General features: G+C 63.7%; 17 protein-coding genes and 1 tRNA gene. 12 read left to right on the plus strand and 6 right to left on the minus strand.

Annotated features, from left to right (window positions below; genetic code table 11):
- The first annotated feature begins 68 nt into the window (after nt 1–68).
- A complete protein-coding gene (locus LY254_RS04565) occupies nt 69–1,268 on the plus strand; it encodes an efflux RND transporter periplasmic adaptor subunit (RefSeq protein WP_247479216.1) in 1,200 nt (399 codons plus the stop codon).
- Here LY254_RS04565 and wecB read toward each other — a convergent pair.
- On the minus strand, nt 1,265–2,407 hold the full coding sequence (gene wecB / locus LY254_RS04570) for a non-hydrolyzing UDP-N-acetylglucosamine 2-epimerase (RefSeq protein ID WP_247479219.1): 1,143 nt from the start codon (nt 2,405–2,407) through the stop codon (nt 1,265–1,267). The two genes, LY254_RS04565 and wecB, sit on opposite strands and share 4 nt — an antisense overlap.
- A 102-nt stretch (nt 2,408–2,509) precedes the next feature.
- On the opposite strand from wecB, the gene LY254_RS04575 reads away from it, so the two are divergent.
- A complete protein-coding gene (locus tag LY254_RS04575) occupies nt 2,510–3,673 on the plus strand; it encodes a type IV pilus twitching motility protein PilT (protein ID WP_371820512.1) in 1,164 nt (387 codons plus the stop codon).
- On the opposite strand, the gene LY254_RS04580 is transcribed toward LY254_RS04575, so the two are convergent.
- Both LY254_RS04580 and tsaD read right to left on the minus strand, forming a co-directional pair.
- The gene (locus tag LY254_RS04580; RefSeq protein WP_010317973.1) at nt 3,670–3,852 is read right to left on the minus strand and encodes a high light inducible protein; all 183 of its coding nucleotides are present in this window, start codon (nt 3,850–3,852) and stop codon (nt 3,670–3,672) included. The two genes, LY254_RS04575 and LY254_RS04580, sit on opposite strands and share 4 nt — an antisense overlap.
- 36 nt (nt 3,853–3,888) lie before the next feature.
- Nucleotides 3,889–4,956, minus strand: a complete 1,068-nt coding sequence (gene tsaD, locus LY254_RS04585; RefSeq protein WP_247479222.1) for a tRNA (adenosine(37)-N6)-threonylcarbamoyltransferase complex transferase subunit TsaD — start codon at nt 4,954–4,956, stop codon at nt 3,889–3,891.
- A gap of 65 nt (nt 4,957–5,021) precedes the next feature.
- Between tsaD and LY254_RS04590 the strand changes: the two genes are divergently transcribed.
- Both LY254_RS04590 and psaJ read left to right on the plus strand, forming a co-directional pair.
- Nucleotides 5,022–5,501 (plus strand): photosystem I reaction center subunit III, encoded by a 480-nt coding sequence (locus LY254_RS04590; protein ID WP_010317975.1) that lies wholly within the window; start codon nt 5,022–5,024, stop codon nt 5,499–5,501.
- Nucleotides 5,502–5,539: 38 nt separating this feature from the next.
- Nucleotides 5,540–5,656, plus strand: a complete 117-nt coding sequence (gene psaJ / locus LY254_RS04595; RefSeq protein ID WP_010317976.1) for a photosystem I reaction center subunit IX — start codon at nt 5,540–5,542, stop codon at nt 5,654–5,656.
- A gap of 57 nt (nt 5,657–5,713) precedes the next feature.
- On the opposite strand, the gene gmk is transcribed toward psaJ, so the two are convergent.
- Nucleotides 5,714–6,283, minus strand: coding sequence for a guanylate kinase (gmk, locus tag LY254_RS04600; RefSeq protein WP_247479224.1), 570 nt, complete (start codon nt 6,281–6,283; stop codon nt 5,714–5,716).
- A gap of 59 nt (nt 6,284–6,342) precedes the next feature.
- Between gmk and LY254_RS04605 the strand changes: the two genes are divergently transcribed.
- Together LY254_RS04605 and tatC are read left to right on the plus strand one after the other, a co-directional pair.
- On the plus strand, nt 6,343–8,061 hold the full coding sequence (locus LY254_RS04605) for an NFACT family protein (RefSeq protein ID WP_247479225.1): 1,719 nt from the start codon (nt 6,343–6,345) through the stop codon (nt 8,059–8,061).
- Nucleotides 8,058–8,861, plus strand: coding sequence for a twin-arginine translocase subunit TatC (gene tatC, locus LY254_RS04610; RefSeq protein ID WP_247479227.1), 804 nt, complete (start codon nt 8,058–8,060; stop codon nt 8,859–8,861). The genes LY254_RS04605 and tatC overlap by 4 nt, the downstream gene beginning before the upstream one ends.
- A gap of 1 nt (nt 8,862) precedes the next feature.
- Here tatC and LY254_RS04615 read toward each other — a convergent pair whose 3' ends face one another.
- Nucleotides 8,863–9,198, minus strand: a complete 336-nt coding sequence (locus LY254_RS04615) for a DUF3067 family protein (RefSeq protein ID WP_247479229.1) — start codon at nt 9,196–9,198, stop codon at nt 8,863–8,865.
- 132 nt (nt 9,199–9,330) lie between these two features.
- Between LY254_RS04615 and petC the strand changes: the two genes are divergently transcribed.
- The 6 genes from petC to psbA all read left to right on the plus strand — a co-directional run bounded on the left by petC (nt 9,331) and on the right by psbA (nt 13,896).
- Nucleotides 9,331–9,879 carry a cytochrome b6-f complex iron-sulfur subunit gene (petC, locus tag LY254_RS04620; RefSeq protein WP_010317981.1) on the plus strand — a complete coding sequence of 183 codons (549 nt, stop codon included), beginning with the start codon at nt 9,331–9,333 and terminating at the stop codon, nt 9,877–9,879.
- Nucleotides 9,880–9,917: 38 nt separating this feature from the next.
- Nucleotides 9,918–10,850 carry a cytochrome f gene (gene petA / locus LY254_RS04625; RefSeq protein ID WP_247479742.1) on the plus strand — a complete coding sequence of 311 codons (933 nt, stop codon included), beginning with the start codon at nt 9,918–9,920 and terminating at the stop codon, nt 10,848–10,850.
- An 11-nt stretch (nt 10,851–10,861) separates the two neighbouring features.
- Entirely contained in the window at nt 10,862–11,704 is an 843-nt protein-coding gene (gene lgt / locus LY254_RS04630) for a prolipoprotein diacylglyceryl transferase (protein ID WP_247479745.1), read from the plus strand.
- Complete coding sequence (cobM, locus tag LY254_RS04635; RefSeq protein WP_247479231.1) at nt 11,701–12,474, plus strand: precorrin-4 C(11)-methyltransferase; 774 nt, start codon at nt 11,701–11,703, stop codon at nt 12,472–12,474. The genes lgt and cobM overlap by 4 nt, the downstream gene beginning before the upstream one ends.
- 55 nt (nt 12,475–12,529) lie before the next feature.
- Nucleotides 12,530–12,601, plus strand: a tRNA-Val gene (locus LY254_RS04640).
- A gap of 215 nt (nt 12,602–12,816) precedes the next feature.
- Nucleotides 12,817–13,896, plus strand: a complete 1,080-nt coding sequence (psbA, locus tag LY254_RS04645; protein WP_247476282.1) for a photosystem II q(b) protein — start codon at nt 12,817–12,819, stop codon at nt 13,894–13,896.
- A gap of 79 nt (nt 13,897–13,975) precedes the next feature.
- On the opposite strand, the gene LY254_RS04650 is transcribed toward psbA, so the two are convergent.
- A complete protein-coding gene (locus tag LY254_RS04650; protein WP_247479233.1) occupies nt 13,976–15,568 on the minus strand; it encodes a Ppx/GppA phosphatase family protein in 1,593 nt (530 codons plus the stop codon).
- Between the last annotated feature and the right edge of the window lie 23 nt (nt 15,569–15,591).

The raw sequence follows: 15,591 nt of genomic DNA on the forward strand, positions 1-15,591 counted from the left end.
CGAACCCCCGCCCGCTGCCCGCCACCAGGAAGACTGGGGTGACACCGGGAGCCAGGCAGGTCAACGCGATGCTCCAAGACCGTCGTCGAAAACAACCTGTTGCGACCTGGCTGCAAGGCAACACCTTGAGCCTCAAGAGACTGGCGGCTGATCGCCCCTGGCTGGCCCGTCGTCGCTTCTGGGCCGCCGCCCTGGCCGGGACCGTTTTGATTGCCGGTGGAGCAACGGCGCTCAACCTCAGCCGTAGCGCCAAGCAAGCCCGCAGCCTGAGCACCTACACCTCAATCGCCGAGGAAGGCTCCCTGCCGGGCCTGATCACGGCCAGTGGCGAACTGGAGGCCTTCCGCCTGGTCAACGTCAGCCCCAAACGCCAAGGGGTACTCAAGACCCTTTATGTAGAAGAGGGCGACAGCGTCAAAGCCGGCCAGGCCCTGGCCCTGATGGATGGGGGTGACCTTCAGGACCGGCTCGAGGAGCTCTCCGCCCAACTGCAATCGGCCAAAGCCCAACAGGCGCGTAGCCAGAGCGAACTGCAACGCCGGGAAAACCTGGTGCGCAACGGCGCCATTAGCCAGGACAACTACAACAGCGCCAAGGCGGCCTACCTCGTCGACCGCGCCGCCGTCGAGGCTGCCCAACAGCGGCTGGAGCAGCGCGAGATGGAGCGCAGTGAATTGGTCGTCCGAGCGCCCTTTGCAGGAACCATCACCGCGCGGTTTGCCGACCCTGGGGCCTACGTGACCCCCACCACCTCGGCCTCCGCCTCCGCCGGTGCCAGCAGCTCCTCCATCGTCGAGTTAGCCCAGGGCCTCGAGGCCGTGGCCAAGGTGCCCGAAAGCGACATCGGTCGGATCAAGCTCGGACAAACCGGCTCGGTGCGCGTCGATGCCTTCCCGGACCGTCGCTTCAAGGCCCAGGTCCGTCAGATCGCTCCGCGCGCCGCCAAGCTCAACAACGTCACCTCCTTTGAGGTCACCCTGAAGTTCGTCGAGCCGGCGCCTGAACTGCGCATCGGCATGACCGCCGACATCGACTTCAACACCGGAAACCTCCCCCCGCGGACGCTGGTGCCAACCGTGGCGGTCGTGACCGAGCGGGGTAAGCCTGGTGTGCTGCTGGTGGGCCCGGGCAACCAGCCCAAGTTCCAAGCCGTGACCCTCGGAGCCAGTAGCGGCCGCAACACCCAAATCCTTGACGGCATTAAGCCCGGGACACGGGTCTTTATCGACCTGCCCCCCTGGGCAAAGCGCAAAGGCGATTCGAACTAAACCTGCGCCTCATCCGCCGCATGGCGGCGCTCGTTGAGGAAGCTGCGGCAGGCCTCCAGGATGCGCGTGCTGGCCTGGCCATCCCCGAAGGGGTTGTGCGCCCTGGACATCTCTTCGTAGGCCTCGGCGTCATCCAGAAGCAGCGAAGCCTCCCGGAGAATGTCAGCGGAATCCGTGCCGATCAGCTTGGCGGTGCCGGCATCCACGGCCTCGGGCCGCTCGGTGGTGCGCCGCAGCACCAAGACCGGCTTACCCAGGGCCGGAGCCTCCTCCTGCAGTCCACCGGAGTCCGTCAACAGAAGCGTCGCGCCGCGCATCGCCGCCACCAGACGGTCGTAGTCCAGCGGTTCGGTCAAGAACGCCCGGGGGTGATCGCCCAGGAGTGCCTGCAGGGGCTCCCGCACCGTTGGGTTGCGATGCAGCGGAAGCAGCAGCGCCGTATCGGGGTAGCGCTCCAGCACCGCCAAAAAGCCCTTGCCGATCTCCTGGAGCCGCTCGCCCCAGTTCTCCCTGCGGTGGACCGTCGCCAGGATCACCCGCTGCTTCTCAAAGTCCAACCCCGGCAGCTCAAACGGGGGAGCTTTTTTCGCCATCAACAACAGCGCATCAATCACCGTGTTTCCGGTGGTGATGGTTTGGCCCACCACCCCAGAGGCCGCAAGGTTGCGGGCCGAGACGTGGGTCGGAGCAAAGTGCAGCAAGGCCACCTGGGAGATCAGACGGCGGTTGGCCTCCTCGGGGTAGGGATCAAAAATATTGTCGGTGCGCAGGCCCGCTTCCACGTGGCCCACAGGGATTTGCTCGTAGAACGCCGCCAAAGCGGAAGCAAAGGCCGTCGTGGTGTCCCCCTGCACCAAGACCAAGTCAGGGGGGAACTGCTCAAACTCAGCCTTCAAGCCCTGCAGCGCCGCGCAGGTGATGTGGGTCAGGGTTTGCTTGGGGGCCATCAAGGCCAGGTCGTGGTCGGCCTGCAGGTCAAACAGGTCCATCACCTGGGTCACCATCTCCCGGTGCTGACCGGTCAGCACCACCCGGGTGTTGAAGTCATCGGACTGCTGGAAGGCCTGGATCACCGGAGCGAGCTTGATCGCCTCCGGACGGGTTCCCAACACGATGCAGACGTTGTGGGGAGCGCTCACTCAGGTGCCGTTGGCAGACCTCTGGATCCTAAAGATGGCGGGCAAAAAAGCTGCCCCTGGTCGGATTTGCAGCAACAGTGACGGCAGCGCGCCTGCGGGCCAGTGAGCAACAGTTCGCCCTTCCCCATCGGGCTGTTCCCAGAGCAGGCAACGGCAGCAGCAGAAAGCCCGACTAAGCCACTGGATGGAGCCCTCCAAGGGCAGCAACCCAGCTCACTCGAAGGCATCGTCAAACTTGCTGCGGAGCAGGGCTTCTCCGATGTCCACCTTGGGGTGGGCGAGGAACCCCGCTACCGCGATCGCGGCGAGATGCTGCGCACGGGCTGGCCCGTCACCGATGTCGCGGGCTTCCAGCACTGGCTCAGAGAAATGCTGAGCCCAGCTCAGATCGATGCCTTCCAGCGGGACAAGGAATTTGATGGCTCCCACGCCTTCCCCTTCGTCAGGGTCCGCATCAACCTCCTGGACTCCCTGCGGGGACCCGCGATGGTGCTGCGGCTGATTCCGCAAACCATCGCCAGCCTTGAGGAGCTCCAGCTCCCCCCAGTGCTGCAGGAGCTGGCCTCCAAACCCAAGGGCCTTGTTCTGATCACAGGTCCCACCGGGTCAGGCAAGAGCACAACCCTCGCCGCGATGATCGATTGGATCAATCGCAACCGGGCCTGTCACATCCTCACGATTGAGGACCCGGTGGAATTTGTGCACCGCAGCCAGCAGTCCTTGATTCGCCACCGCGAAGTCGGGCAGCACACCAAGCACTTTCCGAGTGCCCTCAGGGCTGCCCTCAGGGAAGACCCCGACGTGATCCTGATTGGGGAAATTCGCGACGGCGAGACCCTGACCACTGCCCTTGAGGCATCCCAGACCGGTCACCTGGTCTTCGGCACCCTGCACACCAATTCGGCCGTCAAAACCGTCGAGCGGGTTCTGGGGATGGTTCCGCCCCAGGACCAAGGCAGTCTGCGGCGCTCCCTGGCGGAAAGCCTGCTCGGGGTGGTCGCCCAAGGGCTGATCAAAACGAGCGACGGCAAACGCGCCGCCTTTCACGACATCTTGATCAACACCGACGCCTGCAAGGACTACCTCGAGCGCGGTGAGCTTGAAGAGATCGAATCGATCATGGCCCGCAGCGGCTTTGATGGCATGCAAACCGCCAATCAGGCCCTAATCGCCTTGGTGGAAGGGGGAAGGGCTTCAGCCGAGGCGGCCCTCGCCCAAAGCCTCAAGCCCAACGAACTTGGCCAAGCCCTGCGGGGCAAGGACTAGACCTTGCCGGCGAGGCGGGCAATCAGCAAGACACTCAAGCCAACGGAGAGGCCCACCATCGCCATGCGGCCGTTCCAGATTTCAGCCTGAGGCGTAAAGCCGCGCTTCCACTGGTTCAGCTCCTCAGGAGCCGCTTCAACAACCTGGTCTGGGGTAGGGGCGGAGTCTGCAGTGGCCATCGCCTCTGCCTTCAAACTCCAAGCAGCCTACGGAAATCAGAAGGGCGCCTGGGGTTCATAAAGAACCGGAGCCTGCTCGAGGGGCAGCCTGGGCGTCACAGCCAACTCGATCGAGCTTTGTGCGCCAGCACGGAAGCGCTGTTCGGCCGCCACACCGATCATTGCGGCGTTATCGGTGCAGTAGGCCAGAGGCGCTACCCGCCACTCGAGCGCAAGCGCCTGGCAACGCTCCTCCAACCGCGCGCGCAAACGCTGGTTTGCCGCGACTCCACCCACCATGACGATGGTCTTCAGTCCCTGATCGCGGGCGCAGCGGGTCGTGCGCTCGACCAGGACGTCGGCGACCACCTGCTCAAAGCTCGCCGCCACATCCGCCAAGGGAAACGGCTCACCGCCGGCGGCTTCCTCGGCCCGCAGTTGATTGACCAGCCGCAGAACCGCCGTCTTGAGACCGCTAAAGCTGAAGTCGTAGGGATGGAAGCCCCCTTCGGGCCGTGACACCCGGCCCTTGGGAAGGCTGAAACGCTTGGAATCGCCACTGGCAGCGGCGGCCTGAACGGCCGGGCCTCCCGGATAGCCCAACCCCAACAGACGGGCGACCTTGTCAAAGGCCTCACCGGCGGCGTCATCGCGACTGCGAGCAAGACGCGTGTAGTCACCAGGACCATCCACACGGATCATCTCGGTGTGCCCACCGCTGACCAGAAGCACCAAATAGGGTCCCGGCGGCAGGGGATCTCCCAGCTGGACCGAGCAGAGGTGCCCCTCCAGGTGATGGACCCCCAGAAACGGTTTTCCGTGTAGGCGAGCCAGACTCCGCCCGGTCACCGATCCGATCAACAGCGCACCGACCAACCCGGGGGCCGCGGTCGCGGCGATGGCATCGAGCTCCTGGTAACTGACGCCGCTCTGCGCCATCACCTGTTCAATCAGATGGGGCAGCGCCTCCACATGGCGTCTGGAGGCGATTTCCGGAACGACGCCACCCCAACGGGCGTGCTCCTCCATTTGCGTTGCAACCGCGCTCGCGAGCACCGTTTGATTACAAACAACGGCTGCGGCTGACTCGTCACAACTTGTTTCGAGGGCCAGCAGCGTGGGCATTAGGTCTGGAGAGCTCTCTTACTGTCCGTAAGTGACATCCTGCCGTGCAGCAGCTGGACCTGACGATGCGCCGCCTTTTTGCAGTTCTCATTTCTGCCCTGCTGATCTTCGGCTTCGCCCCCGTGGCGAAAGCTGATGTTGCAGGCCTGACCCCCTGCGCTGAAAGCGCACGCTTCCAATCCCGGGCCGCCGCCGCCTCCACCCCCCAGGCCAAGGCGCGCTTCGAGATGTACAGCCAGGCCTCCTGCGGCGCTGATGGCCTGCCCCACCTGATCGTGGATGGTCGCCTCAGCCACGCTGGTGACTTCATCATCCCCGGCATCGCCTTCCTCTACATCGCGGGTTGCATCGGCTGGGCTGGTCGCAACTACCTGATGGCCATCCGTGGCAGCAAGGACGCCGCCATGAAGGAAATCCAGATCGACCTTTCTCTGGCCTTCAAGAGCACCCTGGCTGCAGCCACTTGGCCCATCGCTGCCTTCGCTGAACTCAGCGGCGGCAAGCTGACCGAATCCGACGACAAGATCACCGTCTCCCCCCGCTGATCGCGGCGGGTTATCTCCACTCTTTCAACGTCATTCCGATGAAAAAGTTCCTGACCACTGCCCCGGTCTTCGCCGCGATCTGGTTCACCGTCACCGCTGGCATCCTGATCGAATTCAACCGCTTCTTCCCCGATCTCCTCTTCCACCCGATGTGATCGGCAGTTGCCATTGAGAAAGGCCCCAATCGGGGCCTTTTTTATTGCCCAGCGCCCCTAGCCAAGCCCCATCAACTGCTCCAGCTGCTGCAAGGCCTCCGTCAGATCGCCATTGACGATCACCGCATCGAATTCGGACTCGGCCTGCAGCTCCACCCGGGCTCGCTCAAGCCGCCGAACAATGGCCTCCTCGCTATCGGTGCCCCGTCCGCGTATGCGCCGCTCGAGCTCCTCAAAGGAGGGGGGCTTGATGAAGATCTGGAAACCGCTGGGGAAGCTGCGGCGCACCTGACGCGCCCCTTCCAACTCGATCTCCAGCAGGACTGGCCGGCCCGCTTGAAGCTGAGCCTCCACGGGCTCTCGGGGGGTGCCGTAGCAGTTACCGGCGAACTCGGCCCACTCGAGCAAGCCCCCTTGGGAGACCTTGGCGTCGAAATCAGCACGGTTCAAAAAGAAATAGCTCGTGCCCTCCACCTCACCGCTGCGGGGGGAGCGGGTGGTCGCTGAAATCGAAAGCCAGATCTCGGGATGACGCTCCAGCAGGGCAGTCACCAAGGTCCCCTTGCCGACTCCACTGGGGCCCGTGATCAGAAACAACCGGCCGCTGGAGGAGGGCTCTTCCGCCATTAGGACTCAACCATGGCCCTGCAGAGTAAGAGTGCCTCCGCAGCGAATCGGCGCAGACCATGGCCGCCCAGTCCCTCCAGGCCATGGACCTCACCAGCCTTCGTGCGGTGTTGGCGGAACTGCGGCCGCAACTGGTGCCCAGCCGCTTTGAGAAAGCCCAACAGGCCGACGGGCAGACCCTTCACCTGGGGTTCCGCACGCTGGAGCGGCGGCTCTGGCTCGAGCTCAGCTGGCTGGCCGAAGCACCGCGCCTGCTGGAGATCCCGCCTCCTCCCAAACAGGGCGATGGCAGCACCCTGGCGCAACAGCTCCAGCACGGACTGAGCGGGCTAGCGCTCACCGGCCTCCAACAAGACGGTTGGGAGCGGGTGGTGGAACTGGACTTCGCCACCAGGCCGGGGGAGCCGGCCCAGCGGAGCCTGGTCCTGGAGTTAATGGGACGCCACAGCAATGTCTTCCTGCTGGATCAAGACCGCAGGGTCGTGGCCGTGGCCCGGCAGGTCCGCGATAACCAGTCCCGCCTAAGGCCGATCAGCACAGGCGATCTCTACAGCGCCCCACCGCCCATGGGCGGTCGCTGCCCCAGCCGCAGCGAGAGCTTTGAGCACTGGAAAAGCGAACTGCAACTGCTGCCGCTGCCGCTAAAACGCGCCCTGCCCAGCGCCTATCAAGGCATCAGCCCAGCGCTCGCGCGCCAATTGGTCGCGGGACTCGGCGATGACCTACTCGATCAACCCGCACAGGGCCTCAGCCCGGTGACCTGGGACCAGCTCTGGCAGCGCTGGCAGCTCTGGCTCGAGGCCCTGGAGGAGGAACGTTTCGTATTCCGCCTGGACGAGGGCGGGGGGTATTGCTGTTGGAGCAGCGAGCGCGCACCAGAGCAGCCAGACAGCCTCAACGCCCAGCTCGCGAGCTATCACCGCGATCGCTTACAAGCCAGGGCCTTCCAACAGCGGCAGCAGGCCCTCAAGCAGCGGCTCGAGCGGGCCTTGGAGCGCGAACGGCAGCAACAGCAGCAACAGCAAGCGCTCCTTGATCAAGTCGGCAACAGCACTGGACTCCAGGAGCAGGCCGACGCCCTGCTCTGCCAAGCCAACCCCAGCCGAGACACGGTGAACGAGGCCCAGAAGCTCTACAAAAAAGCGCGGCGTCTGCGGCGCTCCGTGGCCGCCATCACCCCCCGACTGGCCCAGCACCAGCAGCAACTTGAGCAACTGGAGGCAAGCCTGACCTTTCTTGAGCTCATCCAGCTCGAGTGCCAATGGGACCCCGCCAACGGGCTCCTGCAACTGCAGGCCCTCGAAGAGGACAGCGAGAGGCTCTGGCAACGCCAACCCAGCAACCGCAAGGAACGCAGGCGAGCGCAGGAGGATCCCAGCCCCCTATCCGTCACCAGCCCAAGGGGACTGACGATCCAGGTTGGCCGCAATCACCGCCAGAACGAATGGATCAGCCTCCAACAGGCCCGCAAGGGGGATCTCTGGTTCCACGCCCAGGAGTGCCCCGGTAGCCATGTGGTGCTGAAGAGTTCAGTCGCCCCTGCGGAGGACAGCGATCTGCAGGCGGCGGCCAGCCTGGCGGCCCACTTCAGCCGTGCCCGCGGCAATCGCCAGGTGGCGGTGGTCATGACCCCCTGTGAGCAGTTGCAGCGGATCCCGGGGGCGGGTCCAGGAACCGTCAGACACCGCGGTGGTGAAGTCCTCTGGGCCGACCCCGACGCTGCTGAGGCACTACTGCGCGGCAAACCCCTTAGCCTCAGTGGGGAGCAACAGTCATGAGCGATCAACCCCAGGGCCCTGACGGTCGCCCCGCTGGAGTCGCGCCGCCGCCTCCCATCAAGATTCCGGCCGCTGAAGTCCAAGAGGACTTCCCCTCCGAGGTGGAGATGACCCTCGTTGGGCACCTCGAGGAGTTGCGCAGCCGAGTCCTGCGCAGCCTGCTTGCGGTGGTCGTCGGCGCGGCCGCGTGTCTGCTGTTTGTCCGGCCGCTGGTGCGCCTGCTCGAGGTACCCGCCCACGGCATTCACTTCCTGCAGCTGGCACCGGGGGAATTCCTGCTGGTCTCTTTGAAAGTCGCGGGCTACGCCGGTCTCACCCTGGCCCTGCCCTACGTCCTCTACGAAGGCCTGGCCTTCGTCCTACCCGGCCTGACCCGCAGGGAACAAAAGCTCGTGGCTCCAGCGGTCGCGGGGTCCGCGGTGCTCTTTCTGGCGGGCCTGGCCTTTGCCTGGTGGGCGCTGGTTCCAGCCGCCCTGAACTTCCTCGTGAGTTACGGCGCGGATGTCGTTGAGCCGCTGTGGTCGATCGAGCGCTATCTGGACTTCGTGCTGCTGTTGATGGTGGCCACCGCCTTGGCCTTCCAGCTACCCGTGCTGCAGATGCTGCTGGCGGCCCTTGGACTCGTGCGCTCAGAGTCCATGCTCTCGGCCTGGCGTTTTGTGGTGATGGCCTCCGCCCTGGCCGGGGCTGTGCTGACCCCCTCGACGGACCCGATCACGATGCTGCTGCTCAGTGGCGCCATCACGGCGCTCTATCTCGTCGGTGTTGGCTTGGCTCGGGTGGTCCAACGGCCGGCCTAGATCAGAGCAGGAACTCACTCGCACGCCCCTCAGGAAGCTCCAGGGCCAGGTTCATCGCCTTACCCAGGCGGGGTTTGTCATTGGTAGTGGTGAGCCATTGGCGCACCTGTCCCGCCACACCAAGTCCATTGAGGGTGGCCACAAGCTCGTCGAGCTTGGCGGTGTACTGCTCGGCATCCAGGGGAAAGGATTGCTGCTCGAGGTACGCCCACATCACCTGCAAATAAAGGCGACCGCGCCGGGACGTCAGCTGTAGGTCGTAGGAGGCCTGCCAACGGCCCCGCAGGGTCTCAAGGATCTCCGCAGTGGCCAGGGGAGCGGCAGGTGACTCAGTCACAGCAAGGCAAAGCAGGACGCCCTCGCAACAGCATGTTGCAGGCTTCGGCCACCTGCCTGCAGTTCGGGCCCGTTGCGGGAACGACAAGGTCCATAATGGCCCCCACGTCGATGTGGCTGCAGGCCGCCCCGTATGACCCAAATCCCAGCGAGCGCCTCGAGCGGTGATGTCCCCGGAATGGGTCGCCGGCAGTTCATGAACCTGCTGACCTTCGGTTCGGTGACCGGAGTTGCCCTTGGCGCCCTCTACCCGGTGGCCAACTACTTCATCCCCCCGAAGGCCGCGGGCTCCGGCGGTGGTACGGCCGCCAAGGACGAGCTGGGTAACTCCGTCACCGCCAGTGGCTGGCTGAGCGACCACCGCGAGGGTGATCGCAACCTGGTGCAAGGCCTCAAGGGCGACCCCACCTACCTAATCGTCGAAGGCAGTGATGCCATCGGCAGCTACGGCATTAATGCCATCTGCACCCACCTGGGTTGCGTTGTGCCCTGGAACGCAGCGGCCAACAAGTTCATGTGCCCCTGCCACGGCTCGCAGTACGACAACACCGGCAAGGTGGTGCGCGGCCCTGCCCCCCTCTCCCTGGCCCTTGCACACGTCTCGGTCGAGAACGACAACGTGTTCCTGAGCCAGTGGACCGAAACTGATTTCCGCACCGGCGAGAAGCCCTGGTGGGTCTGATCTCCTCCCCAACCGTTTCCCTCTCGCCCCCACGCCCCATGCGTCGCTCCTTCTCCCTGCTGCTGAGTTCGGTTCTGGTTCTCGGCGCACTCTTCTTTGCTCCTCAGGCCAGCTGGGCTTATCCCTTCTGGGCACAGCAGCAATACGACTACCCCCGGGAAGCCACCGGCAAGCTGGCCTGCGCCAACTGCCACCTGGCGAAGAAGCCCACCCACGTGGAACTGCCCCAAGCGGTCTTCCCCGATGAGGTCTTCAAGGTTGAAGTCGAGATCCCTTACGACACCAGCGTTCAGCAGGTGTCTGGCGATGGCTCTCCCACCGGCCTGAACGTGGGTGCTGTCGTGATGCTTCCCGACGGTTTCAAACTCGCTCCCGCTGATCGTCTGACCGACGAACTCAAGGAAGAGACTGAGGGCGTTTACGTCACCACCTGGGACGAAGAGAACCCCAACATCCTGTTGGTCGGTCCCCTGCCCGGCGATGACCACCAGAAGATCGTCTTCCCGATCCTCTCGCCTGACCCCGCTGCCGATAGCAACATCCACTTCGGCAAGTTCCAGCTGCACGTCGGCGGTAACCGCGGCCGCGGTCAGGTGTACCCCACCGGTGAGAAGAGCAACAATGGCGTCTTCAACGCTTCTGCTGCTGGCACCGTTGAAGCAATCAATGCCGGTGACGCCGGTGCCTCCGTTGTCGTCATCAAGACCGCTGACGGCAACAGCGTGAGCGACACCATCCCCGCTGGCCCCACCGTCACCGCCCAAGTGGGCGATGTGGTCGCCGCTGGTGCAGCCCTGACCAATGACCCCAACGTGGGTGGCTTCGGTCAACTGGATGCTGAGGTCGTTCTGCAGAACCCCGTGCGCATCTACGGCTTGCTGGCCTTCTTCGCCGCCGTGGCTCTTGCCCAGATCATGCTTGTTCTGAAGAAGAAGCAGTTCGAGAAGGTGCAGGCCGCCGAAGGCCTTTGATGCCCTTCGCTGTGTTCACCTCTCCTGGCCCCTTGCTGTTTCAGCTGGGGCCATTTTCTTTGCGTTGGTACGGGCTGCTCATCGCGATTGCGGTGCTCTGCGGACTCGCCCTGGCCACGCGCCTGGGCAAAGAGCGGGGCATCGATTCGACGTTGATCGCCGATCTGCTGCCACTGCTGGTCCTGGCGGCCGTCGTTGGTGCCCGGATCTACTACGTCACCTTTGAGTGGCGTCAGTACCGCTTCAACTGGCTGGATGCACTGGCCATCTGGCGCGGCGGCATTGCCATCCATGGAGCCCTGATCGGTGGGACCTTGGCGGTAATCCTCTACAGCCGTTGGCGCAAGATCGCCTTCTGGAATCTGCTGGATGTCCTGCTTCCCTCGGTGGCACTGGGCCAGGCCATCGGGCGCTGGGGGAACTTTTTTAATTCCGAGGCCTTCGGTCTTCCCACGGACCTTCCCTGGAAGCTGACCATCCCGTTTTCGAACCGACCGGTTGAATTTCTCGATCAATCGACCTTTCACCCGACCTTTCTCTACGAGTCGATCTGGAACCTGGGCGTCCTACTGCTGCTGCTCTGGATGTTTCGGCGGGGAATGGAAGGGCGGATCGCACTGCCTGCTGGCGCCCTGAGCTGCGTCTATCTGATGAGTTACAGCTGCGGTCGCCTTTGGATTGAAGGACTGCGGATTGATCCGCTTTGCCTGATGGGGACACCGCCCTACTGCGCCGGTGGACTGCGCATGGCCCAGCTGATCAGCCTGGTCTTGATCGCGCTGGGTGGCTTGGGCCTCTACTGGCTCTATGGCCGCAAACGCCCCCTACCCGACCCCAGCGGAGTGAAGCCATGAGCACGACCACGGGAAAGGTCTGGATTGTTGGAGCGGGCCCAGGCGCTCCCGATCTGCTGACCCTGCGGGCAGCCAGAACGATTGAACAAGCGGAGGTCCTGATCTGGACCGATTCACTGGTCAATCCTCAGCTGGCGGCAATGGCGCCTCAGGACTGCGAGCGGATCCGAACCAGCACCCTGACCTTGGAGGAGGTGATGCTGCTGATGCTCGACCGCGTCAAGCAGGGCAAGCGCGTGGTGCGCCTGCATGACGGAGACACTTGCCTCTACAGCGCCCTCAACGAACAGCTCTGTCGCTTGCTCGATGCCGATGTTGCCGTGGAGGTCGTCCCCGGACTCAGTGCTTATCAGGCCACTGCCGCCCGCCTGAACAGCGAGCTCACCATTCCCGGACTGGTGCAGACGATTGTGCTTGGACGGGCAGGGGGGCGAACCGGCGTGCCAGAGAGCGAGTCCCTGGAGCGTCTGGCATCGCTCAAGGCCTCCCTCTGCCTGTACCTCAGTGCTCGTCACGTCGAGGAGGTGCAGCGTGAACTGCTGCTGCACTATCCAGCGGACACCCCTGTGGCCATTGGCTATCGCGTCAGCTGGCCCGATGAGTGGATCAGCGTTGTCCCCCTGAAGGACATCGATCGGGTCAGCCGCGAGCGCGAGCTGATCCGCACGACCCTCTACGTGGTGAGCCCCGCCCTCGCGGCCCCTGGGGGCCCCCGCTCCAAGCTCTATTCAGCGAGCCACAACCACCTCTTCCGCGGCGGCGCTGAATAAGCCCACCGCGCGGGCCATGATCTAAGCTCTGTCTGCGCGAGCGACGAGCGCACGCGGGCGATTAGCACAGCGGTAGCGCACTTCCTTCACACGGAAGGGGTCACTGGTTCGAATCCAGTATCGCCCACTTGTTTGAACCCCTTGGCCGGGCGCAACAGACTGCGCCCGGCTTTTTTGTGTTTCGGGGCACATGGCCATAAGCCGGGCTGATCACTTCCATCACAAGCCGGCATCGGAAGCGGGCACGGCGAGCGTGAGCAACGCTTAAAGTTTCGTTGCTGGATATGTCCAGCTCTTCATAAACCGCCAGGCGTTCGCGCACGGCACTTCTTTCCCGTACTCATGACGACCACCCTCCAGCAGCGCCAAGGCGCTTCTGCGTGGAACCAGTTCTGCGAGTGGGTCACCAGCACCGACAACCGCCTCTATGTGGGTTGGTTCGGCGTTCTGATGATTCCCTGCCTGCTGGCCGCCACCATCTGCTTCATCGTTGCGTTCATCGCAGCACCCCCCGTCGACATCGACGGCATCCGTGAGCCTGTTGCTGGCTCCCTGATCTACGGAAACAACATCATCTCTGGTGCTGTTATCCCCTCCAGCAACGCCATCGGCCTGCACTTCTATCCCATCTGGGAAGCCGCCAGCCTCGACGAGTGGCTGTACAACGGTGGTCCTTTCCAGCTGGTTGTTTTCCACTTCCTCATCGGCATCTACGCCTACATGGGTCGTGAGTGGGAACTCTCCTACCGCCTCGGCATGCGCCCCTGGATCTGCGTTGCTTACAGCGCACCCGTGGCTGCTGCTTCCGCTGTGTTCCTGGTGTATCCCTTCGGTCAGGGCTCCTTCTCGGACGCCATGCCCCTCGGCATCTCCGGCACCTTCAACTACATGCTGGTGTTCCAGGCTGAGCACAACATCCTGATGCACCCCTTCCACATGCTTGGTGTGGCTGGTGTCTTCGGTGGTTCCCTGTTCTCCGCCATGCACGGCTCCCTGGTGACCTCCTCCCTGGTGCGTGAAACCACCGAGAGCGAGTCCCAGAACTACGGCTACAAGTTCGGCCAAGAGGAAGAGACCTACAACATCGTGGCTGCCCACGGTTACTTCGGTCGCCTGATCTTCCAATACGCCTCCTTCAACAACAGCCGCAGCCTTCACTTCTTCCTGGCTGCCTGGCCCGTCGTTGGCATCTGGTTCACCGCCCTGGGCGTCAGCACCATGGCCTTCAACCTGAATGGCTTCAACTTCAACCAGTCGATCCTGGATTCCCAGGGTCGTGTGCTGAACACCTGGGCTGACGTGCTGAACCGCGCCAACCTCGGTATGGAAGTGATGCACGAGCGCAACGCTCACAACTTCCCCCTCGACCTGGCTGCTGCTGAGTCCACCCCCGTGGCTCTGACCGCACCTGCCATCGGCTGAGGTTGATCCTCAAACCAAAAGGTTCAATCTCGGTTGAACCAGAAGCCCCCGCGAAAGCGGGGGCTTTTTGTTGTGGGAGCTAACTCACCTGCAAGGTGAGGCCCAGCGATTCTTCGACATAGCTCTCGCAGGACCGCAGACTCCAGCGCTCCAGGTTGAGATCCACCTCAGCCGTCAGCGGCAACAACTGGATCGCAATGCCGTTCTCAGCGTTGGCCTGCAGAACACAATCGGCAATCACCTTCTGGGGACGGCGATCCATCGCCACCGCCAGACGCAGCAGCAAGGCCATCGCTGAGACCGTGCGGCGTTGCTCCCGCCCTTCTATGAGTTGCCAGGACTCATGGCGTTTTTTCGGCAGGGAGCGGCGGTGGTAACGGGCAATCGCCGCCACCATGAGCTGCTCGCTATCGGAATAGCCCAGGAGGTCACCGTGGCGAATCAGATACCAGGTGTGTTTGTGATACGCACCGACATTGATGTGCTGTCCGCAGCTGTGGAGCATCGCCGCGGCCCACAGCAACTGACGCCCCTGGCCATCGTCTTGATGCAGCAGGCCGTGGCTTTGGTCGTAGAGACGAATGGCGAGGGCCGCGACCCGCTCAGATCGGGGCACATCCACCCCATAACGCTGGGCCTGATGCAGCACCGTGCGTTGACGAATGCTGCTTTGAAAGGCAAAGCGATCAACGATCAAGTCGTTGCGCAGCATCCAATCAACAATCAAGCCCTCCCGCAGGGCCCGTTCGCTGATCACCAGCTCCTCCGCCCCGATCATCCCCATCGCCGTCTGCAAAATCAGGGCGCCAGGAACGATGATTTCCGCCCGGCGTTCATTCAGGGCCGGGTGAGCCTTGCGCTCCGCAGGCGTCATCCCCAAGAGCCGTTCGACGATCTGATCGAGTTTTTGCCGCGAGACCCGGTAGCCCTGCATGCGCAGGGGCGGACGCGCCTCATCCGCGGCGGCCATCGCGGCGATCGCCATCGCCGTTCCACTGGTGGCGACCATCACCGGCTGATCACCGAGCCGCTTCAAACCTTGGCGGACCTTGAGCACCGCAGGCTCCAGCGCCCCCTGGATGAAGGCCCGCAGGAAGGTGACCCGCTTAGCAGGGATCGGGTCGTCCTGGACGAAATCCCGCTGCAGCCTGACCGCACCAATCCGGGTGCTGGTGAGGGCATGGGAGTCCGAAGCATCGGCCAGCACCAACTCGGTGGAGCCACCACCGATGTCGATGATCACGTGGGGCTTCTCGCCGAAGGACATCCCAGAGAGGACACCCAGATAGATCAAGCGCGCCTCCTCAGGGCCGCTCACCAGATCAACCGCCAGGCCCAGCTGCTCTTGGATCGATTGCAGAAACTCCCGACCATTGGGTGCTTCACGAACGGCACTGGTGGCCGCCGTGACGACGTCCCCGGGATCCACGCCATGGCTGGCCGCCAGCTCACGGCAGTGGCGCAGGGTCGTGAAGGCCCGCTCAATCGCCTCAGGCGAGAGATCGCCACTGACGGGATCGCGCTCCCCCAGGCGGGTCGTTGATTTTTCAGTGAGCAGCACCGAGAAGCTGCGCAGCTCAGGATCGACGCTGGCGATCAAGAGGTGAATCGAGTTGGTGCCGATATCGATGCCGGCCACCGGCCGTAGGGCACCACTGCGGGGCTCACTCACGGTCCAATCCCTGGAGCTGAGCC

Origin of the sequence: Synechococcus sp. NB0720_010 (assembly GCF_023078835.1) — a bacterium.
GTDB lineage: Bacteria > Cyanobacteriota > Cyanobacteriia > PCC-6307 > Cyanobiaceae > Vulcanococcus.